Annotated in this window: 18 protein-coding genes and 1 tRNA gene; 8 read left to right on the plus strand and 11 right to left on the minus strand. The window is 68.4% G+C overall.

Annotated elements, in window-relative coordinates; translation table 11 throughout:
* From OVA13_RS13155 to OVA13_RS13165, 3 genes are all read left to right on the plus strand, one after another.
* On the plus strand, positions 1-1,071 hold the full coding sequence (locus tag OVA13_RS13155) for a winged helix DNA-binding domain-containing protein (RefSeq protein WP_267790918.1): 1,071 nt from the start codon (positions 1-3) through the stop codon (positions 1,069-1,071).
* Between the two features lie 85 nt (positions 1,072-1,156).
* Positions 1,157-3,298: a S46 family peptidase gene (locus OVA13_RS13160; RefSeq protein WP_267790919.1), complete on the plus strand. Its 2,142-nt coding sequence runs from the start codon at positions 1,157-1,159 to the stop codon at positions 3,296-3,298.
* Positions 3,295-3,465: an oxidoreductase-like domain-containing protein gene (locus tag OVA13_RS13165; RefSeq protein WP_267790920.1), complete on the plus strand. Its 171-nt coding sequence runs from the start codon at positions 3,295-3,297 to the stop codon at positions 3,463-3,465. The genes OVA13_RS13160 and OVA13_RS13165 overlap by 4 nt, the downstream gene beginning before the upstream one ends.
* Before the next feature lie 127 nt (positions 3,466-3,592).
* Here OVA13_RS13165 and mnmG read toward each other — a convergent pair whose 3' ends face one another.
* Together mnmG and OVA13_RS13175 are read right to left on the minus strand one after the other, a co-directional pair.
* Positions 3,593-5,482 (minus strand): tRNA uridine-5-carboxymethylaminomethyl(34) synthesis enzyme MnmG, encoded by a 1,890-nt coding sequence (mnmG, locus tag OVA13_RS13170; RefSeq protein WP_267790921.1) that lies wholly within the window; start codon positions 5,480-5,482, stop codon positions 3,593-3,595.
* A 465-nt stretch (positions 5,483-5,947) separates the two neighbouring features.
* Entirely contained in the window at positions 5,948-6,562 is a 615-nt protein-coding gene (locus OVA13_RS13175; protein ID WP_267790922.1) for a hypothetical protein, read from the minus strand.
* 167 nt (positions 6,563-6,729) lie between these two features.
* On the opposite strand from OVA13_RS13175, the gene OVA13_RS13180 reads away from it, so the two are divergent.
* From OVA13_RS13180 to OVA13_RS13190, 3 genes are read left to right on the plus strand one after another with little or no spacing between them, the layout of a single operon-like run.
* Complete coding sequence (locus OVA13_RS13180) at positions 6,730-7,689, plus strand: threonine ammonia-lyase (protein ID WP_267790923.1); 960 nt, start codon at positions 6,730-6,732, stop codon at positions 7,687-7,689.
* The gene (locus OVA13_RS13185) at positions 7,686-8,294 is read left to right on the plus strand and encodes a YdcF family protein (RefSeq protein WP_267790924.1); all 609 of its coding nucleotides are present in this window, start codon (positions 7,686-7,688) and stop codon (positions 8,292-8,294) included. The genes OVA13_RS13180 and OVA13_RS13185 overlap by 4 nt, the downstream gene beginning before the upstream one ends.
* Positions 8,295-8,338: 44 nt before the next feature.
* Positions 8,339-8,767 carry a ketosteroid isomerase-related protein gene (locus OVA13_RS13190; RefSeq protein WP_267790925.1) on the plus strand — a complete coding sequence of 143 codons (429 nt, stop codon included), beginning with the start codon at positions 8,339-8,341 and terminating at the stop codon, positions 8,765-8,767.
* A gap of 88 nt (positions 8,768-8,855) precedes the next feature.
* Here OVA13_RS13190 and bioC read toward each other — a convergent pair whose 3' ends face one another.
* The 4 genes from bioC to bioB form a co-directional block, all read right to left on the minus strand.
* Positions 8,856-9,755 carry a malonyl-ACP O-methyltransferase BioC gene (bioC, locus tag OVA13_RS13195; protein WP_267790926.1) on the minus strand — a complete coding sequence of 300 codons (900 nt, stop codon included), beginning with the start codon at positions 9,753-9,755 and terminating at the stop codon, positions 8,856-8,858.
* A 126-nt stretch (positions 9,756-9,881) separates the two neighbouring features.
* Positions 9,882-10,655 carry a pimeloyl-ACP methyl ester esterase BioH gene (gene bioH, locus OVA13_RS13200; RefSeq protein ID WP_267790927.1) on the minus strand — a complete coding sequence of 258 codons (774 nt, stop codon included), beginning with the start codon at positions 10,653-10,655 and terminating at the stop codon, positions 9,882-9,884.
* 64 nt (positions 10,656-10,719) lie between these two features.
* Complete coding sequence (gene bioF / locus OVA13_RS13205; protein WP_267790928.1) at positions 10,720-11,919, minus strand: 8-amino-7-oxononanoate synthase; 1,200 nt, start codon at positions 11,917-11,919, stop codon at positions 10,720-10,722.
* 142 nt (positions 11,920-12,061) lie between these two features.
* The gene (gene bioB, locus OVA13_RS13210) at positions 12,062-13,138 is read right to left on the minus strand and encodes a biotin synthase BioB (protein ID WP_267790929.1); all 1,077 of its coding nucleotides are present in this window, start codon (positions 13,136-13,138) and stop codon (positions 12,062-12,064) included.
* A gap of 61 nt (positions 13,139-13,199) precedes the next feature.
* On the opposite strand from bioB, the gene OVA13_RS13215 reads away from it, so the two are divergent.
* Positions 13,200-13,904 carry a ComF family protein gene (locus OVA13_RS13215; protein WP_267790930.1) on the plus strand — a complete coding sequence of 235 codons (705 nt, stop codon included), beginning with the start codon at positions 13,200-13,202 and terminating at the stop codon, positions 13,902-13,904.
* 15 nt (positions 13,905-13,919) lie between these two features.
* Here OVA13_RS13215 and OVA13_RS13220 read toward each other — a convergent pair whose 3' ends face one another.
* Complete coding sequence (locus tag OVA13_RS13220; protein ID WP_267790931.1) at positions 13,920-14,423, minus strand: Rid family hydrolase; 504 nt, start codon at positions 14,421-14,423, stop codon at positions 13,920-13,922.
* Between the two features lie 76 nt (positions 14,424-14,499).
* Positions 14,500-15,399 carry a 4-hydroxybenzoate octaprenyltransferase gene (gene ubiA / locus OVA13_RS13225; RefSeq protein ID WP_267790932.1) on the minus strand — a complete coding sequence of 300 codons (900 nt, stop codon included), beginning with the start codon at positions 15,397-15,399 and terminating at the stop codon, positions 14,500-14,502.
* A gap of 100 nt (positions 15,400-15,499) precedes the next feature.
* Here ubiA and OVA13_RS13230 point away from each other — a divergent pair.
* Positions 15,500-15,576: transfer RNA gene (locus OVA13_RS13230), tRNA-Arg, on the plus strand.
* A 156-nt stretch (positions 15,577-15,732) separates the two neighbouring features.
* On the opposite strand, the gene OVA13_RS13235 is transcribed toward OVA13_RS13230, so the two are convergent.
* Genes OVA13_RS13235 through OVA13_RS13245 form a run of 3 tightly spaced genes read right to left on the minus strand, consistent with a single transcriptional unit; the run spans position 15,733 to position 19,112 of the window.
* Positions 15,733-16,515: an aldose epimerase family protein gene (locus tag OVA13_RS13235; RefSeq protein ID WP_267790933.1), complete on the minus strand. Its 783-nt coding sequence runs from the start codon at positions 16,513-16,515 to the stop codon at positions 15,733-15,735.
* Positions 16,516-16,573: 58 nt separating this feature from the next.
* Positions 16,574-17,590: a glycoside hydrolase family 43 protein gene (locus tag OVA13_RS13240; RefSeq protein WP_267790934.1), complete on the minus strand. Its 1,017-nt coding sequence runs from the start codon at positions 17,588-17,590 to the stop codon at positions 16,574-16,576.
* A 34-nt stretch (positions 17,591-17,624) separates the two neighbouring features.
* A complete protein-coding gene (locus OVA13_RS13245) occupies positions 17,625-19,112 on the minus strand; it encodes an MFS transporter (RefSeq protein WP_267790935.1) in 1,488 nt (495 codons plus the stop codon).
* Positions 19,113-19,178 lie beyond the last annotated feature (66 nt).

Here is a 19,178-nt window from a genome sequence, read left to right on the forward strand (position 1 = left end):
ATGGCGCCGTCGCTGACGGCCCGGCGCCTGCAGGGGCACGGCATCACCAGGCCGGTGGCGGAAACACCGGCCGACGCGGTGCGACACATGGGTGCGATGCAGGCGCAGGACTATGCCGCCTCACTCTGGGCGATCGGCCTGCGCACCGCCGGCGCAACGCTGGCCACGGTGGAAGCCGCGATCGCACGGGGAGAAATCGTCCGCACCTGGCCGATGCGCGGGACCCTGCACTGGCTCGCGCGTGAGGACGTGCGATGGATGGTGGCGCTGATGGCGCCACGCGTGCAGGCCGCCAATGCGGCGCGCATCGCCCGCGACTACGGGCTGGATGACGACACCCTGGCGCGTTGCCGGCGCACGCTCGAAGCCACGCTCTCGCATGGCCGCCCCGTCACGCGCAGCGATTTGTACGCGCAGCTGGATGCGATCGGCGTGGACAGCGGCGGACAGCGCGGCCTGCACGTACTGGGCTGGATGGCGCAGGAAGGCCTGATCTGCCAGGGCCCGCGCGAAGGCCGGCAACCGACGTTCGTCTGGCTCGACGCATGGATTCCCGCGGCCGCCGCGCCAAGCCGCGATGAAGCCCTGCACCGTCTCGCCCTGCGTTACCTGCAGGGCCATGCACCGGCCACCGCGGCGGACCTGGCCTGGTGGTCCGGCCTGACCCAGAAGGACGCGAAGCAGGCGCTGGAGAGCGCATCGTCGTCACTGCAGCGCGAGACGCGCGACGGCGACGTGCTGTGGCATTCGTCCGCGCTGCCGGCGGCACGTGCGGTCCGCAGTGTCCATCTCCTGCCTGCGTTCGACGAATACCTCATCGGCTATCGCGACCGCAGCCCGGTGGTGGCGGACCAGCACCTGCGACGCGTGATCGGCATCAACGGACTGGTCAGTCCCACCGTGATCGTGGACGGACGCGTGGTGGGCACGTGGAAGCGCGATGCCACTGCCGGGGGCCACGTCCGCATCGCGCCGTTGCGGCCGCTGGCAGACAAGGAACAGGCCGGCATCGGCAAGGCCGCTGCGCGACTGGAACGCTTCCTGGGCGCGCCTGCACCGGTCGTGTTCTGACGGAAGCCACATCCTGCCTGCGCGGCATTTGCCGCATGCCGCATGGCCGGCTATCGTCGTCCGTCCTGTCACCGCGATACCTCCGATGCGCCGCCGAATCTCCGCCACCACGCTCGCCCTGGGCGTCGCCCTCGCCCTGCCCGCCCACGCCGACGAAGGCATGTGGATGCCGTCGCAACTGCCGCAGCTCGCCAAGCCGTTGCGCGAGGCCGGCTTCAAAGGCAAGCCACAGGCGCTGGCCGACGTCACCGCCGCACCGCTGAGCGCAGTGGTCCGTGCGGGCGGCGGCACCGGCGCGTTCGTGTCACCGGACGGGCTGATCCTGACCAACCACCACGTTGCCTATGGCGTGATCCAGTACAACAGCAAGCCGGAGCGGAACCTGATCGACGAAGGCTTCACGGCCGGCGATCGCAGCGCCGAACTGCCCGCCAACCCGGACTTCCGCGTGCTGGTGACGGTCGGCTACGACAAGGTCACCGACCGCGTGCTGAAGGACACCACCGGCAAGACCGGGCGCGCGTACTTCGACGCGGTCGACCGCGCCAGCAAGGCCATCGTCGCCGAATGCGAGCAGGAAGCGGGGGTTCGCTGCAGCGTGGCGAACATGTACTACGGCACCGACTTCTACCGCATCCGCCAGCTGGAGCTGCGCGACATCCGCCTGGTGTACGCACCGCCGCGCGCGATCGGCAACTACGGCGACGAGATCGACAATTTCATGTGGCCGCGCCACACCGGCGACTTCACCCTGCTGCGTGCCTACGTGGGCAAGGACGGCAAACCCGCCGCCTACAGCACCGACAACGTGCCCTATCGCGCGCCCGCGCATCTGTCGCTGGCGAAGGACGGGCCCAATGCCGGCGACTACGCGATGCTGGCCGGGTATCCGGGCACGACCTACCGGCATCGCACCGCCGCCGAGTTCGACGAGCAGATCAACTGGACGCTGCCTGCGCGCGTGGCCGTGTTCGACCAGCTGATCGACGTGATCGAAGCGGCAGGCAAGCAGGACGCCGATGCGAAGACCCGCTACGCCGCGCAACTGCAATCGCTGAAGAACAACCGCAAGCGCGCGGCCGGCGAGCTGGAAGGCCTGCGCCGCAGCGACGCCGTGCGCGTCCGCGCCGAGGACGAGCGCGGCATGCTGGCCTCGCCAGCAGCCGCAAAGGAAAGGGCGGACATCGATGCGCTCGCCGCGTCGATCGCCGGCGGTTCGGCCGTGCGTGAGCGCGAACTGCTGCTGAACCTGTTCGGTGCGCAGTCGCAGCTGATGCGCGCGGCGATCATGCTGGAACGCCTGCGGGTGGAGTCGGCCAAGCCGGATGCCGAGCGCGAGAGCGGCTACCAGGCGCGCGACCATGCGTTGATCGAAGGTTTCCTGAAACAGGTCCAGCGACGCTACGCGCCCGACGTGGAAAAGGCCCTGCTGACGGTCCTGCTGACGCGCTACCAGCAACTGCCGGATGCCCAGCGCCTGCCGGGCTTCGACGCCGCGTTCGGCCGCACGCCCACCGCGCTGACGCAGGCGCTGGACACGCTGTACGCGGGTACGAAACTGGGCGATGAAACCGAGCGCCTGTCACGGTTCGCCGCCGCCCGCGAAGGCAAGCCGGTGGCCGCCGATCCGTTGATCGACTTCGCCGCCACGCTGGTGCCCGTGCAGCTGGCCCTGGAGCAGGAGCGCAAGACCCGCGAAGGCGAGCAGCTTCGCCTGCGTCCGGCGTACATGCGTGCGCTGTTCGCCTGGCGCGAGCAGCAGGGGCGCGCACTGTATCCGGACGCCAACGGCACGCTGCGCGTCAGCTTCGGCCGGGTGGATGGCTTCTCGCCGCGCGACGGCGTGCAGTACACCCCGGTGACGACAGTGGCCGGCATCGTCCAGAAGAACACCGGCGAGGTGCCTTTCGACGCGCCGAAGCCGCTGCTTGATGCCATCGCCAAGGGCGACTTCACCGGTACGGAAGATCCCGCGCTGAAGACGCAGACGGTCAACTTCCTGACCAACCTGGACACCACCGGCGGCAATTCCGGCTCACCGGTGCTCAATGCGCGCGGCGAACTGATCGGCCTGAACTTCGACAGCAACTGGGAATCCGTCAGCGCCAGCTGGATGTTCGACCCGCGCTACAAGCGCGCGGTGCACGTGGACATGCGCTACCTGCGCTGGCTGATGGGCAAGGTCTATCCGGCGCCGCACCTGCTGGATGAGATGGGCGCGAAGTGACGCCGGACGACGACCCGCGCCCGGTCGAACCCGACCCGCCGCTGCCCAGTGACTGCTGCAACAGTGGCTGCCCGATCTGCGTGCACGACCTGTATGCGGAGCAGCTGCAGCACTACCGCGAGCTGCTGGCGGCATGGAAGGCGCGCCATCCCGAGAATCCACTGTAGGAGCGACGTCAGTCGCGACCGCAGACTCTCGGCGACAGTGCGCCATCGATCACCGATGGGCTCAGCTCGGGATCTCGGAACACGTGCGGTCGCGACTGACGTCGCTCCTGCACGGGCAACCCGATGCTTACGCCACCCGCGTACGCCGCGCCCGCTCCAGGTGCACTAGCAGCAGCGAGATGGCGGCAGGCGTCATGCCGGGAATGCGCTGCGCCTGCCCGATGGTTTCGGGCTGCACGCGCTCCAGCTTCTGCTGCACTTCGGCCGACAGGCCGCGCACGCCGGCGAAATCGAAGCCGGCCGGGATCAGCGTGGATTCGTTGCGCTGCTGGCGCTCGATCTCGTCGCGCTGCCGGTCGAGGTAGCCGGCGTACTTCACGCCGATCTCCACCTGCTCGGCCACCTGCGCATCGTCCACGCCGGGGCCGATCGACGGCACCGCCATCAGCGTCGCGTAGTCCAGTTCCGGGCGCTTGATCAGGTCGAGCACGTTGGTCTCGCGACTGACCTGCACGCCAAGCGTGTCGGCGACGTCGCGCCCCATGGCGTTGGCGGGCGTGGCCCACAGCGCGCGCAGGCGGTCGCTCTCGCGCGCGATGGCCTCGCGCTTGGCCTCGAAGCGCTGCCAGCGCGCGTCATCGACCAGACCCAGATTGCGACCGGTTTCGGTCAGGCGCAGGTCGGCATTGTCCTCGCGCAGCTGCAGCCGGTACTCGGCGCGACTGGTGAACATGCGGTACGGCTCCTTCGTGCCGTGCGTGATCAGGTCGTCGACCAGCACGCCCAGGTAGGCTTCATCGCGGCGCGGCGTCCAGGCCTCCTTCTGCTGCACGAAGCGCGCCGCATTGAGGCCAGCGAGCAGGCCTTGCGCGGCGGCTTCCTCGTACCCGGTGGTGCCGTTGATCTGGCCGGCGAAGAACAGGCCGGCGACCGCCTTCGTCTCCAGCGAGGCCTTCAGGCCGCGCGGATCGAAGAAGTCGTATTCGATGGCATAGCCCGGGCGCGTGATGTGCGCATGCTCCATGCCGCGGATGCTGCGCACCAGCGCCAGCTGCACATCGAACGGCAGCGAGGTGGAAATGCCGTTGGGGTAGATCTCGGTGACGTCCAGGCCTTCGGGCTCGACGAAGATCTGGTGGCTGGCCTTCTCGGCGAAGCGCACCACTTTGTCCTCGATGGACGGGCAGTAGCGCGGGCCGATGCCCTCGATCTGGCCGGAGTACATCGGCGAACGATGCAACGCGCCGCGGATGATCTCGTGGGTCTGCTCACTGGTGTGGGTGATCCAGCACGACACCTGGCGCGGGTGGTCGGCCACGTCACCCATGAACGACATCACCGGCAGCGGATCGTCGCCGGGTTGCTCTTCCATCACCGAATAATCAAGCGAGCGTCCGTCGATGCGCGGCGGCGTGCCGGTCTTCAACCGATCCACGACGAACGCGCCCTCGCGCAGGCGCTGGGCCAGCGCAGTCGCCGGCGGGTCGCCCGCCCGACCGGCGGCGTACTGGGTCTCGCCGACATGGATCTTGCCGGCCAGGAAAGTGCCCGCGGTCAGGACCACAGCCGCGGCATCGAACCGCAGGCCGGTCTGCGTGATCGCGCCACGCACGACGTTGTTCTCGATGACCAGGTCGTCGACGGCTTCCTGGAACAGGGTGAGGTTGGGCTGCGCTTCCACCGCGCGCCGGATCGCGCTGCGGTACAGCGCGCGGTCGGCCTGGCAGCGCGTCGCACGCACGGCAGGGCCCTTGCTCGCGTTGAGCGTGCGCCACTGGATGCCGGCGCGGTCGGCGGCCCACGCCATCACGCCGCCCAGCGCATCGATCTCCTTGACCAGATGGCCCTTGCCGATGCCGCCGATGGCCGGATTGCAGCTCATCGCGCCCACCGTTTCCACGTTGTGCGTCAGCAGCAGCGTGCGTGCGCCGGCGCGCGCGGAGGCGAGCGCAGCCTCGGTACCGGCATGGCCGCCGCCGATGATGATGACGTCGTAGTGATGGAAGCTGGAGTTCATGGGCCTGGGTGTGGTGACGGGCCTGGCGCCGGGGCGCTGGCCTGCAGGGTGGAGCGGACGCGCATGCGGCCGGGCAGGCCGGGCAACGCGGAAGCGCAAAGTTGGCACGCTTCCTGCTGTACTCCCGTGCACCCGTCGTGGCAAGCGACCAGGGGCGCCGGGCTGGAATTGGAACAGGGGCCAGCCATGCGCACGCCGGGGATGCCGGGGGCCGGTAGTCGGGGGACTGCCGGCCCCTTTTTTATTGCGCGCAGGATACCAGAGACAAGAAAAAGCCCGGCATTGCCGGGCTTTTTGCAGAGGCGCCGACGTCCGGCAGGGCCGGAACAGGGGGGATCCAGATTTCCCCACCGAACGTCGACATTGAACCTTTATAGCCAATCACGTCAGAAAGCGACGCAACCGGTCAAGTCGTGGTCCAAGCCTGCGACGACGGGGGCCGGAACGCAATAGCCCGCAGGTTGATCAGGGTTCCTGCTGACGGGCGGGCGAGCTCTCGCGGATGCTCGAGCGGGGTGCAGGGCGCTCTGCCCGCGGCGCGGGCCGTTCCATCGCCCGGGGGCGATCCACGTTGCGCGGCATGTCCGGTGCCCGGTTAACGCGCGGCATGTCGCCCTGTACCCGCGGCTGGCTGGGCGACGAGATCACCCGGCCCGGACGCTGCGGCACCATCGGCTGCGAGCCCGACTCGCGCCAGCGACCGGTCGGGTCGCGCCACGGCGGCGGACGGTCACCGCCACCGCTGGAAGGAGGCCGCGGATGATGGTTGCCATCGCCCGGGCGGGGCGGACGGGGATTGTGGTGATGCGGGCGGTAATACGGGTAATAGGAACCGTAATACCCGTAGTACGGGTAGCCATAGGGCCCGCGGTAGCTGTACGGGCCACCATACCGGTAGCTGCCATAAACCCCGACGCCGCCACCGTAGTAACCGCCATATCCGTAGGGGTCGTTGTACTCGACCGAAGGCCGGCCGGAGTAATACCCGCCGGGCGCCGTACTGCCGACGTAGTCGTAGCTGGCGCAGCCGCCCAGCAGGGCGCTGGCGACGACGACGGCGAATATGGATGTGCGCTTCATGGCTGGACCCCCGTTGCTTTGCCATTGCAGCATCGGCCCGGGGCATTGAATCCGTGCTTAACCCCACCGGCCATCGCAACGGCAAGTCAGCTGGGCGAAGGCTTCCGCCCACGCGTTCGACGCGCGAGGAGCGGCGGAAGGCGGAGTCGATGCGTTAACCTTTCGCCATGCCGACGCCCCTGCCTACCTTCCACGACGTCCTGGCCGCCGCCGCCCGCATCGCCCCCCACGCCCACGCGACCCCCGTGCTGCGCTCCCGGGTCCTGGACGAACTGGCGGGTTGCCACCTGCATTTCAAGGCCGAACCGCTGCAGCGTGCGGGCGCCTTCAAGTTCCGCGGTGCCTGCAACGCCGTCTGGGCGCTGGAGGCCGAGCAGGCTGGACGCGGCGTGGTGACCCATTCCTCCGGCAACCATGGCGCAGCGCTCGCGCTGGCCGCGAAGACGCGCGGGATTCCCTGCCATGTGGTCGTGCCGGAAGGCGCCAATGCCGCCAAGCTGGCCAACATCGCGCGCTACGGCGCCACCCTGCACCCCTGTGCGCCGACCATTGCCGCCCGCGAATCCCTGGCCGCCGAGGTACAGCAGCGTACCGGCGCCACCCTGATCCATCCCTACACCCACCATGACGTGATCGCCGGCCAGGGCACGGCAGCGCTGGAACTGTTGAACGCCAACGGGCCATTGAGCGCGCTGTTCACGCCGGTCGGCGGTGGCGGACTGATCTCCGGCACCGCCATCACCGCGGCCGCGGTCGCCCCCGGTTGTCGGGTCTTCGGTGCGGAGCCGGAAGGTGCCGCCGATACCGCACGCTCGCTGGCGGCCGGCGAGCGCCAGGTGGATTTCATCCCCGACACGATCTGCGACGGCCTGCGCGGCACGCTGGGCGAGCGGAATTTCCAGATCCTGCGTGCGCATCGCGTCGACGTCTTCACGGTCAGCGACGCCGACACGCTCAGCGCCATGCGCTGGCTGTGGCAGTGCCTGAAGCTGCTGGTGGAACCCTCCTCCGCCATCGCGCTGGCCGCGTTGCTGCAACAGCGCGCGCGTTTCGCGGGGCAGCATGTCGGCATCGTGCTGTCGGGTGGCAACGTGGACGTGGACGCACTGCCCTGGGGGAACGCATGAACGCGCGCCGCAACAGGAAGAAGCGCGGCGTGCTGGGCTGGACCTGGCGCCTGCTGGTGCTGCTGGTGATCTGGCTGGTGGGCGTGGCGGGCTACATCGCATGGACCGGCCAGCGCGACGACGCGCGGCCTTCCGACGCCATCATCGTGCTGGGCGCGGCCGCCTACGATGCGAAGCCCTCGCCCGTGTTCGAAGAACGCATCCGCCACGGCATCGATCTCTACAAGCGGGGGCTGGCACCGAAGATCATCTTCACCGGTGGCTATGGCGGGGTGGGTGCGCGGTTCTCCGAATCGCAGGTGGCGCGGCGTTATGCCCTGCGCAATGGCGTGCCCGACAAGGCGATCCTGATCGAATCGGTATCGCGCAACACGCATGACAACCTGCGGCAGGCGTCGCGGCTGATGCAGCAGCACGACCTGCACCGCGTGGTCATCGTCAGCGATCCGCTGCACATGGCGCGTGCGTTGCGCATCAGCCGCGAGCTGGGCATCCAGGCGGTAGGCTCTCCCACGCCCACCAGCCGCTTCCGCACGTTCGCCACGCGCTGGCGGTTCCTCGCGGCCGAGGTCTACTTCTTCCACCGCGACCGCCTGCCCCGCTGAGTGCGGGCGTATCATGGCCGTGGACGGCACCCAGGGGATCGACCATGAAGATTGACGGCTCACGCAGGCAGGACCGCGCCACCGAGCTGATCCTCACCTACTACGCCGCCTTCAACCGGGGCGACTGGCACGGCATGCTGGCCCTGCTGGCCGACGAGGTCGTGCACGACCTCAACCAGGGCGCGCGCGAAACCGGGCGCGATGCCTTCGCTGCGTTCCTCGCGCGCATGAACGCCAGTTACCGCGAGCAGCTGCGCGACATCGTGGTACTGGCATCGCCGGACGGCGCACGCGCCGCGGCGGAGTACGTCGTGCACGGCGAATACCATTCCACCGACGAAGGCCTGCCTGCCGCGAGCGGACAGAAATATGTGCTGCCCGGCGGTGCCTTCTTCGACCTCCGCGACGACCGCATCGCGCGCGTGACCAACTACTACAACCTGCAGGACTGGATACGCCAGGTCGGCGGCTGATCAGCGCCGGTAATGCGCGCTGACCTCATCCGGCTGCATGCGGTCCGGAAGCGTCACCCATGCGCCACGGGTCGCTTCACTCCCACGGTCATTCCTTGCGACGGATCGGGATGGCCGACAGCGGCACGGCCGCGATGTCCTCGCCCTGCCCGCGGATGGGTGCCCCGGGTGGCGGCGCCCAGGCGTGGGCATAGATGACCTCCCAGGTGCTGGGCAGCTTGCCGTCGGGACGACGCATGGGTTCGTAGGCGGCCGCCGCCGCGGCGAACCGCGAGCGGCCTGTCAGCGTGTGCCGCCTTCCCTGCAACGCATTGGTCGCGCCCATCGCGCGCAGTTCGCGCATCAGCGCCGGCAGGTCATCGTAGGTGAGCGTGAAGCGGTCGCGGTCCAGCACCGGATCGCGGAAGCCGGCCATCATCAGCGCATCGCCGAACTGCGCGATGGGCGGGAAAGGGCTGACATGCGGTGCCGCATCGGCGTGCGAGAAGGCCTCGCGCAATTCCTGCAAGGTCTCCGGACCGAACGTCGAACACAGCAGCAGCCCGCCCGGCTTCAACACGCGACGGAAGCCCGCGAACGCCGCAGGCAGGTCGTCCACCCACTGCAGGCTCAGGTTGCAGAACAGCACATCAGCGCTGGCCTCGGCCAGCGGCAGCGCGCGCAGGTCGGCGCAGACGCGGGAAAACGGACGCCACCAGCCCGCCTGCTTCTTCGCCTCGCGCAGCATCGGCAATGCCAGGTCCAGCGCCACCACCTGCGCCTTCGGCCAGCGCTTGTGCATGGCGGCGGCGGCATGCGCGGGGCCGCAGCCCACGTCCAGCACCAGCTTGGGATCATTGCGCGCGGTTTCACCCTGGCGCAGCGCCAGGTAGTCCAGCGATTCCATCAACCGCTTTTCCACTTCGTGCTGCAGCGCTGCGGCAGCGTCGTAGCCGGCGGCGGAGCGCGAGAATGCGCGGCGGATGTGGCGTTGATCGAACAGGGTCATGGCGGTGTGCGTTGTAGGAGCGACGTCAGTCGCGACGGCGGAGGTTCAGTGCGTAGCAGCGCGTGGGGAAGGACGCGGAACGATGCAAGACGGATTGACACAGGGTGACGTAAAGCAGCATCGCATCTAGCGTGAAGCCACACGCGGCAACTGCATGAACCGCTCCACTTCCGCCGCCACGATGTCGGCATGGCCCAGGAACGGTGCGTGGCCGCCGCCGGCGATCTCGATGAACCTGCCTTCCGGTGCGAGCGATGCGGCCTCGCGCATCGCAGCGGCGGGCACGAGCCGGTCGCGACGGCCGGCCAGCCAGAGGCTGGGAATCGACAACGACGGCAATGCCGCGCGCTGGTCCGATTCCTCCAGCAGGCGCAGCCCGTCCTGCAGCGCATGCGGCGCAGGTTCTCCGCGGGCGTACAGCGTGTCCTTCAACGTGCGCAGTTCGCTGCGCGCATGCTCGGACCCGATCGTGTCCAGCGCCAGGAAGCGCTCCAGCGTGCCGGCGTAGTCGTCGCGCAGGTCATCGCCGAACTGCAGGAACACCGCCGGATCCACCGCATGCGACCAGTCGTCCGCCCGCACGAAGCGTGGCGTCGCCGCCACCATCACCAGGCCGCGCACCTGCGGCGACATCCGCGCCGCCTGCAGCGCGAACAACCCGCCCAGCGACCATGCCAGCCAGGGCGCTGGCGGCGTGCGCGACAGGATGTCAGCGGCGGTGGCATCCAATGTCAGCGGCGTCGAGGCATCGCGGCTGTAGCCATGGCCCGGCAGGTCGACGAGGTGCAGCGTATAGCGGTCGGAGAGACGCGCCACCAGCGGAGCGAACACGCCACCGTGCAGCGCCCAGCCATGCAGCAGCACCAGCGGCGGACCACTGCCCGTGGATTCGATATGCATGCGCGTATTGTCGCCGATCGCACGCGGACCGGTGCATCGGGCGACGCGGAAAGCGCTGTTCCGGCTAGGCCACCGCGCCGTGGATGCGCTGCACGGCATCCCACGACCGCGCCAGCGTGCTGACCAGTCCGTCCACGTCCTGGGGCGAATGCAGCGCGGACAGGGTCACTCGCAGGCGCGCCTTTCCGTCCGGCACCGTCGGCGGGCGGATCGCGGGCACCAGGTAACCCGCGCTGTCCAGCGCGGCCGACAGCGCCAGGGCCGTGTTGTCGCCGCCACACAGCACCGGCTGGATCGGGGATTCGGAGGCCATCAGATGCAGGCCGGCACGCTGGGCTCCCAGTCGGAAGCGGTCGATGAGCATCTGCAGTTTCTCGCGACGCCAGTGGTCGCGGCGCGCATGCTTCACCGCCACGCGCGTGGCGCTCGCCAGCGCCGGCGGCATCGCGGTGGTGTAGATGTAGGGGCGTGCGGTTTCGGCCAGGTGCTGGATCAGGGTCTCTTCGCCCACCACCACCGCACCATAACCACCCAGCGCCTTGCCCAGGGTCACCAGTTGCAACGGCACGTCCGCCACGCCCATGCGCGCCTCGGCCACGCTGCCGCGACCTTCCGGGCCGCGCACGCCGATGCCATGTGCGTCGTCCACGTAGAACAGCGCCTGCTGCATGCGCGCGACCAGGCTCAGGGCGCGCAACGGTGCGGTGTCGCCATCCATGCTGAAGACGCCATCGGTGACCAGCATGGCCGCGCCATCGGTGGACTGCTTCAACTGGCGCAGCGCGCCTTCCGGATCCAGGTGCGGATAGCGGCGAAGCTTGGCGCCGGCCAGCCGCGTGGCATCCAGCAGGCTGGCGTGGTTCAGCCGGTCCTGCACGCAGACGTCGCCATCCTCCAGCAGGGCCTGTTGCACGGCCAGGTTGGCCAGGAAGCCGCTGCCGAACAGCAGCGCGCGCGGATAGCCGAGCCATTCGGCGATGTCGCGCTCCAGCGCGTCGTGCGCGGCGTGATGACCGGTGACCAGGTGCGAGGCACCGGCACCGGTGCCTTCGCGCGCCGCGGCGTCCTGCAGTGCGCTGACCACCTCGAACTGCTGGGCGAGGCCGAGATAGTCATTGCTGCTGAATTCCGTCAGCCAGCGGCCGTTGACCTCCACCTTGACCCCGTCGCGGCGGGCAACCGTGCGGCGTACACGCTGACGCCCCAGCGCGATGCGCTGCTGGCGCTGGGCGAGGATGCGGTCGTGCAGGTCGGGGCGGGTCATGTCGGCGAGGCCTGGCTGGAAAGGAGAGGTCGGAGCACCGCGGGCACGAGGACCGGGCGGCAACGGCGACGACAAGACGCCGGCCCGCGTTATCCGCGCCAGCGTCCCGTGTTTCCGTCCAACCCCCTGACTTCGACCCCGACTACGCCGCCTGCCCGCAGAACGGCGCGGGTGCGGTGATGTCGGCATGCACCGTACCGCTGCCCGGGGCGTCGGTTCTGTGATGGCCGTGGCTCTTTTCGACCTGTACGGCCATCGGGCGCAGGCCCAAGCGGGCGAACAGGGCCTGGTCGCGCTCGGTATCCGGGTTGCCGGTGGTCAGCAGCTTCTCGCCATGGAAGATGGAGTTGGCCCCGGCCAGGAAGCACAGCGCCTGCAGCTCGTCGCTCATGCCTTCGCGTCCCGCGGACAACCGCACCATCGATCGCGGCATGGTGATGCGCGCGACCGCGATGGTGCGGACGAATTCGAACGGATCCAGTTCGGCCGTGCCGTGCAGCGGCGTGCCCGCCACCTGCACCAGGCGGTTGATCGGCACCGAGTCCGGGTGCGCCGGCAGGTTGGCCAGCGCCTGCAGCAACCCGGCACGCTGTCCGCGCGACTCGCCCATGCCGACGATGCCGCCGCAGCAGGTCTTCATGCCGGCATCGCGCACATGGCCAAGCGTGTCCAGCCGATCCTGGTATTCGCGGGTGTGGATGATGTCGCCGTAGAACTCCGGCGCGGTATCCAGGTTGTGGTTGTAGTAGTCCAGGCCGGCGTCCTTCAGCGCCTGGGCGTGTTCCGACGACAGCATGCCCAGCGTGGCGCAGGTCTCCAGCCCCAGCGCCTTCACTTCGCGGATCATCTCGGCGACCTTGGGGATGTCGCGATCCTTCGGCGAACGCCACGCCGCGCCCATGCAGAAGCGCGATGCGCCGGCCGCCTTGGCCTGCTGTGCCTTGGCCAGCACGTCTCCGGTGCTCATCAGCTTCTGCGCCTGTACGCCGGTGTCGTAGCGCTGCGCCTGCGGGCAGTAGGCACAGTCTTCCGGGCAACCGCCGGTCTTCACCGACAGCAGCGTCGAGACCTGCACCTCGGCCGGATCGAAATGCTGGCGATGCACCGCGGCGGCGCGGTGCAGGAGCTCCGGGAACGGCAGGTCGAACAGGGCCAGCAGCTCGTCGCGCTGCCAGTCATGGCGCAGCGGCGAGGTGTCATTGGAAAAGTGAGCGGACATGGTGGCCTCGCCGGAATAGAGTCGCGGAAGTCTGGAAACCACGGGCACGACTGTCAACCACATGGACGTTCCTCAAGTTGACAAGATCTGGCGGGGGCTGGGACGCCTGCTGCTGGCTCCACGCTGCCTCATTTGTCGCGAACGTGGCAGCAATGGCAGCGATCTGTGCTCAAGCTGCCGGCAACGCCTGCCCTGGAACACCTCAGCCTGCTTCCGTTGCGGGCTACCCCTGCCCCACCCTGCCGAGTGTGGCGAGTGCCTCGTGCGCCCGCCGCCCGTGGCCAGCACGACCGCCGTGTTCGTGTATGGATTTCCACTGGATCGCCTGGTGCCGCGCTTCAAGTTCCACCATGACCTGGCTGCGGGCCGGCTGATGGCGGAACTGATGGCCGGCCCGCTGGCGTCGGCGCCCCGTCCGGACGCGGTGGTGCCGGTGCCGCTGCATGCGCACCGCCTGCGCCGGCGCGGCTACGACCAGGCGCTCGAACTCGCGCGCCCGCTGGCCCGCTCGCTCGGCCTGCCGCTGCGCGCGGACCTGCTGGAGCGGATCCGCGCCACCGCGCCGCAGTCGGAACTGGACGCGGATGCCCGTCACCGCAACCTGGCGCGGGCGTTCGCGGTAACCGCAAGCGCCCCGCTTCCGGCGCACGTCGCCCTGGTGGACGACGTGATGACCACGGGCGCCACCCTGCATGCCGCCGCGAAGGCACTGCGCAAGGCGGGGGTGGCGCGAGTGGACGCCTGGGTCTGCGCGCGCGTGCCCTGAGCGGAACCCCGCCGCTTACTTGCGCGGCTTGGGCAGCGGGATGGACAGCCTGGGCGCCTTGCCGGATCCGATCACCGCCACCGCACGGAGTTCGACCACCGCACCGGGCGCCAGCAAGGCCGTCGTGCCCACGGCCGTCCACGCGGGGTAGTGCGCGGGAAAGAATTCGTGGTGGATGGGGGCGAAGCGGGCGAATTCGGCCTGGAAACTGGTCGGGTCGGTCGGCCCCACATGGAAACTGGTCAGTTCCACCACATCCGCATAGGAGGCACCCGCCTGCTCCAGTTCCTTGCCCAGCGCCACGAACATGCGGCGCACTTTCTCTTCGTAGGTACCGGGGCCGGCAGCGGGTATTCCCGAGACGGTGACGGTGTCGCCGACCTTAACCACCGGGGAGTAGTGCCATTGGTGGTACGCGGCCTCATGGCCGGGCGCGGCCAGGTGCTCGCGGGTCGGCGAAGGGGTCTGGGCTGCCGCGGGGGCGGCGATCAACAGCAACAGGAAAACCAGGCGTGGCATGTGGGCGGGCTCCAGGGTAGACCCCGCCATGGTCGCGGCAATGCGATGCCGCGCCATGCGCCATCCGTCATGCGCCTCAACGGCCCAGCGCGAGATCCGCCACGATCGCCGCGAATACCACCGCGCCCACCCAGTTGTTGTGCAGGAACGCACGAAAGCACGCCTGGCGTTCGCGGTGGCGCGCCATGACGAATTCCCAGGCGATCAGCGCGGCGGCGACGCCCAGGCCAGCCAGGTAGTAGAGCCCCAGGCCGGCGTGCCGACCGACCAGGTACAACGCGACCAGCACCAGGACGTACAGCACGCCCTGGATGACCAGGTCCAGGTCGCCGAAGAGGATGGCGGTGGACTTCGAGCCTGCACGGATGTCGTCCTCACGGTCGACCATCGCATACCAGGTGTCGTAGGCCGTGGCCCAGAGGATGTTGGCGCCGTACAGCACCCACGCCACGGTGGGCACTTCGCCCTGTATCGCCGCGAACGCCATCGGGATGCCCCAGCCAAAGGCCAGGCCCAGATACACCTGCGGCAGGTACGTATACCGCTTGAGATAGGGATAGCTGGCCGCCAGGAAGAGACCGACCACGCTCAATCCCACCGTCAGCCGGTTCAGCGTCAGCACCAGGCAGAAGGCGACGATCATCAGCACCGCGAACACCAGCAACGCTTCGCGTCCGCCCACCGCGCCCGTCGCCAGCGGGCGGTCCCGGGTACGCTCGACCTGCGGATCCAGCCAGCGGTCGGCGTAGTCGTTGATCACGCACCCTGCCGACCGCGTAAGCCACACGCCTGCCGTAAAGACGAACAGCTTCCATCCGGGCGGCCTGCCGTCGGCCGCCAGCCACAAGGCCCACCACGTGGGCCACAACAACAGCAGCACGCCGATGGGGCGATCCCCGCGCACCAGTTTCCAGTACTGCCGCAGGCGCTCGCGCCAGGGCGGTAACGGGGAGGATTCAAAGCGTTCCTGACTCATGTGGAAAGGGTAGCAGGCCCATCCGGCAACGCCTGCGATCATCCTCGCATTGCAGGGAATGGGCTTGGCCCTGCATTTGCGGCTAGAATGCCCGCTCTGCGCGCCCGTAGCTCAGCCGGATAGAGTAGTGGCTTCCGAAGCCATTGGTCGGGGGTTCGAATCCCTCCGGGCGCGCCACTCCCTGTGACGAATAACGCCGGCACGGTGGGGCGGGATGGCTGTCCGCCCGCCGACGTTCCCGCGACGCCACCGTCCTTCAGGAAAGGGCATCGCCTCGTTCCCGCACCCGCGTCGATTTCCCGTCAATGCCGCGCTCGCGGATCGGTCGTGCCGTCATGCCCCGTCCTGTTGCCAATGGAGCACGAAGCTGCGCTCCAGCACGTCGCCGGCAGGCAGCACGTCGTCGTACAGATTGAAGGCATCGGGTGGCCCGCTCTGGGGTTCCACGCAGGTGGCGTGGGCCATGCCGTCGAAGACCACCCAGTGCGTGCAGTCCGAAGCCAACTGCAGGCGTTGCCCGCCCCGGTGCAGGGTGACGTCCCCTTCCTTGTGGAAGCAATCATCCCAGGGACCCGGAAGCGCCGGCCCCGTGGGCAGCGTCGCGACGCCTTCGGCATCGCGGGGATACATGGAGACCGGCGTGAACTCCAGTCGCTCCGGCTTGCGGAACCACGGGTGCCAGCCGATGACCACGGGCATCGGCTGGTCTCCCGCTTCGACGGACAGCGTCATCCGCAGGCGGTCAGGTTCAACCTGGATCGACTGCCTGGCGGTTCCGCCATACGGCCAGCGGCTGTCGCGCGGCAGCGCCAGCGTCATCAGCGCACCGGTGGGCGTGTGTTCGACCACGCCCCACGGAAGTGCGAATCCGACGCCATGGATGGCATGCGCGCCCATGTTCGCTTCCAGCATCTGCGCGACGCCGCCGGAATGGAAACGTGCGTGCCGGACGCGACCCGCCCACGGCACCATCGGATAGCAACCCCACGCGATCATCGCCGGCCAACCGTCATCCGGCCCGATCAGCTGCTCGATGCCGCGGTAACGGATCTGCGCGATGCGACCGCCTGCCTCCGGCGCGAGATCAACGGAAAGGTCGCCGGTCCCGAGGTGCAACAGGCGACCTGGTGGAAACGGCGTATCCGCCGTCGCGAGCGACACTTTCGCGAGGCCTTCAGCCGCCATAGGGATCGATCGTCTGTATACGACCCTGCGCGTCGTGGTGCAGTTCGACCATCTTCACCGAGCGCAGGTGGGTGACGCCGCCCGACAGCACGGCATCGTGGTAGAACAGGTACCACCTGTCGCCAAAGGCGCAGATGGAGTGGTGCGTGGTCCAACCCACCACCGGCTTCAGAATGACGCCCTGGTAGACGAACGGGCCATAGGGACTGTCGCCCGTGGCATAGCAGAGAAGATGGGTGTTGCCGGTTGACCACGACAGGTAATAGCGTCCCTCGTACTTGTGCACCCATGGCCCTTCGAAGTAGCGGCGCGCATGATCGCCGGCGAGCAGCGACTGACCGTGCTCGTCGAGGATGCGGACCTCGGCGCTGGGTTCGGCAAGCGCTTTCATGTCGTCGCTGAGGCGCGCCACGCGTGGCCCCAGTGCTGGCTGGTTGGGCGCCGGCTCTTCATTCCGCGGGTCGTGGATGTTGTCGCGGTAGCGCTGCAGTTGTCCGCCCCAGATGCCGCCGAAATAGAGGTAATGCTGACCGTCGTCATCGGCGAAGGCGGCCGGGTCGATCGAGTAGCACCCCGGGATGGGTTCCGGTTCGGCGATGAAAGGACCGGCGGGATGGTCACTGGTCGCCACGCCGATCCGGAAGAGGCCGTCGGCACGCTTGGCGGGGAAATACAGGTAATAGCGTCCATCCTTGCTGGCCGCGTCCGGTGCCCACATCTGCCGCTCCGCCCACGGCACATCGCGCACATGCAAGGCCACGCCGCAATCGATGGCCTCGGACTCGGGCGAGTCCATGCAGAGCACGTGGTAGTCCTCCATGCCGAAGTGGCCGCCTTCGTCATCGAAGGGGGCGCCTGCGTCGATGTCATGGGAGGGATAGATGTAGATCTTGCCGTCGAACACATGGGCGGACGGGTCCGCCGTGTAGATATGCGTCACCAGCGGCGCGGACACCGCCCGGTTGGCGAGTTCGTCAAGATCGACGGTGGTCGGTTCGTGGGTCATGGTTATGTCTGTCATCGGGAATGGAATGCCGGCATCAGGGCGTGACGCCCACCTGGCCCGCCCTGCGCTCGGCCAGTTCGCGCTCGATGCGCGCTTCAAGCTGCTTGTTGATTTCGTAAGCCAGCAGCAGCGCGACGGCCACCAGGAACGGCAGTGAGGCGAACACGCTGACGGTCAGGCGGATGCCGTCCACCGTCTGCGGCGATTGCAGCGCCGCGCCCGGCTGGTAGCCGTAATGCGCGAGCAGCCCGGCGACCAGCGCGCCGCCGATGCTCAACCCGATCTTCAGGCCGCACAGCATGGCGGAGAAGATGATGGCGGTGGCGCGCCGGTTGTTCTTCCACTCCGAGTAATCGGCCACGTCGGCGATCATCGCCCACAGCAGCGGAATGGTGATGCCGTAGCAGAACCCGTGCAGCATGAAGGACACGAACACGGCAGGAATCGCCGTCGGCGGGTAGACGTAGAACACCAGCAGGAACAGCGTGGACACGAACAGCGCACCGCCGAACACATCGCGCTTGCCGAAGCGGTCGGCCAGCGGCCGCGACAGCCCGATGCCCAGGATCATGCAGATGATGCCGCTGGCGTTGAACAGGCTGAACGCCGAGGTGGCCGCATCCTTGGGCCACTGGAATTCGGTCAGGCCCGCACGGGTCAGCGTGGCGTTGAGCCCGCCGATGAAGCCGTTGAACCCGATGTCCTGCAGGAACGCCGCCAGCGCCGGACCGCTGAGGTAATACTGGAAGTAATAGACATACGTACCCCCCTTCAGCGCCAGGTTGATGAACACCAGGATGGTGAGCGCCAGCATGACCTGCCACGGCCGGTTGCGCACCAGGTCCGCCAGGTCCTGCATCACGCCGGACGATTGCGCGGCGATGGGAACGACGCGCTCGCGCGTGGTGAAGAAGGTGATCAGGAAGAACACGGTGCCGACGACCGCGAACAGGGTCATCACGCTCTCGAACCCCTTCACCTTGTCACCGTCGCCCAGGATCAGCACCAGCGGCAGCAGCAGTACCTGGATGACGAACTGAGCCACCATCACCGCCACGAAACGATACGCCGACAGGCTGTTGCGCTGGGCCATGTTGCCGGTCAGCACGCCACTCAGCGCGGAATACGGCAGGTTGTTGGCCGCGTACACCAGTACCAGCAGGCTGTAGGTCGTCAGCGCATAGATGATCTTCCCGCGCTCGCCGAGATCCGGCGTGCTGAAGGCGAGCAGTGCCAGGATGCCGAACGGGACCGCCGTCCACAGGATCCACGGACGGAACTTGCCCCAGCGGGTGCGGGTGCGGTCGGCCGCGATGCCGATGATCGGCGTGAACACGAACGCCCCCAGCAGGCCCACCACGAAGATGATGGTGGCCGCGGTGGCCGGGGGCAGCTGGTAGACGTCGGTGTAGAAGAACGCCAGGTAGGTGATGAGCGTCTGGAAGATCAGGTTCGCCGCCAGATCACCCAGGCTGTACCCGAGTTTCTCCCGGACCGACAACGGTTGTTCAAGCGTGGACATGCAGTTCTTCCAGGAATGCGCGATGGCGTGCGCGTGCGGCTGCGCGGGCACGATGGGAAAGGAATG

This window comes from Pseudoxanthomonas sp. SL93 (assembly GCF_026625825.1).
GTDB lineage: Bacteria > Pseudomonadota > Gammaproteobacteria > Xanthomonadales > Xanthomonadaceae > Pseudoxanthomonas_A.

What these genes read in the sequence shown, in the direction of transcription:
- ubiA (WP_267790932.1), bottom strand. Translation starts at nt 15,399, where the DNA reads ATGAGTCAGGAACGCTTTGAATCCTCCCCGTTACCGCCCTGGCGCGAG.
- bioB (WP_267790929.1), bottom strand. Translation starts at nt 13,138, where the DNA reads ATGTCCGCTCACTTTTCCAATGACACCTCGCCGCTGCGCCATGACTGG.
- OVA13_RS13185 (WP_267790924.1), top strand. Translation starts at nt 7,686, where the DNA reads ATGAACGCGCGCCGCAACAGGAAGAAGCGCGGCGTGCTGGGCTGGACC.
- bioF (WP_267790928.1), bottom strand. Translation starts at nt 11,919, where the DNA reads ATGACCCGCCCCGACCTGCACGACCGCATCCTCGCCCAGCGCCAGCAG.
- mnmG (WP_267790921.1), bottom strand. Translation starts at nt 5,482, where the DNA reads ATGAACTCCAGCTTCCATCACTACGACGTCATCATCATCGGCGGCGGC.
- OVA13_RS13215 (WP_267790930.1), top strand. Translation starts at nt 13,200, where the DNA reads ATGGACGTTCCTCAAGTTGACAAGATCTGGCGGGGGCTGGGACGCCTG.
- bioH (WP_267790927.1), bottom strand. Translation starts at nt 10,655, where the DNA reads ATGCATATCGAATCCACGGGCAGTGGTCCGCCGCTGGTGCTGCTGCAT.
- bioC (WP_267790926.1), bottom strand. Translation starts at nt 9,755, where the DNA reads ATGACCCTGTTCGATCAACGCCACATCCGCCGCGCATTCTCGCGCTCC.
- OVA13_RS13220 (WP_267790931.1), bottom strand. Translation starts at nt 14,423, where the DNA reads ATGCCACGCCTGGTTTTCCTGTTGCTGTTGATCGCCGCCCCCGCGGCA.
- OVA13_RS13240 (WP_267790934.1), bottom strand. Translation starts at nt 17,590, where the DNA reads ATGACCCACGAACCGACCACCGTCGATCTTGACGAACTCGCCAACCGG.
- OVA13_RS13180 (WP_267790923.1), top strand. Translation starts at nt 6,730, where the DNA reads ATGCCGACGCCCCTGCCTACCTTCCACGACGTCCTGGCCGCCGCCGCC.
- OVA13_RS13160 (WP_267790919.1), top strand. Translation starts at nt 1,157, where the DNA reads ATGCGCCGCCGAATCTCCGCCACCACGCTCGCCCTGGGCGTCGCCCTC.
- OVA13_RS13245 (WP_267790935.1), bottom strand. Translation starts at nt 19,112, where the DNA reads ATGTCCACGCTTGAACAACCGTTGTCGGTCCGGGAGAAACTCGGGTAC.
- OVA13_RS13190 (WP_267790925.1), top strand. Translation starts at nt 8,339, where the DNA reads ATGAAGATTGACGGCTCACGCAGGCAGGACCGCGCCACCGAGCTGATC.
- OVA13_RS13155 (WP_267790918.1), top strand. Translation starts at nt 1, where the DNA reads ATGGCGCCGTCGCTGACGGCCCGGCGCCTGCAGGGGCACGGCATCACC.
- OVA13_RS13175 (WP_267790922.1), bottom strand. Translation starts at nt 6,562, where the DNA reads ATGAAGCGCACATCCATATTCGCCGTCGTCGTCGCCAGCGCCCTGCTG.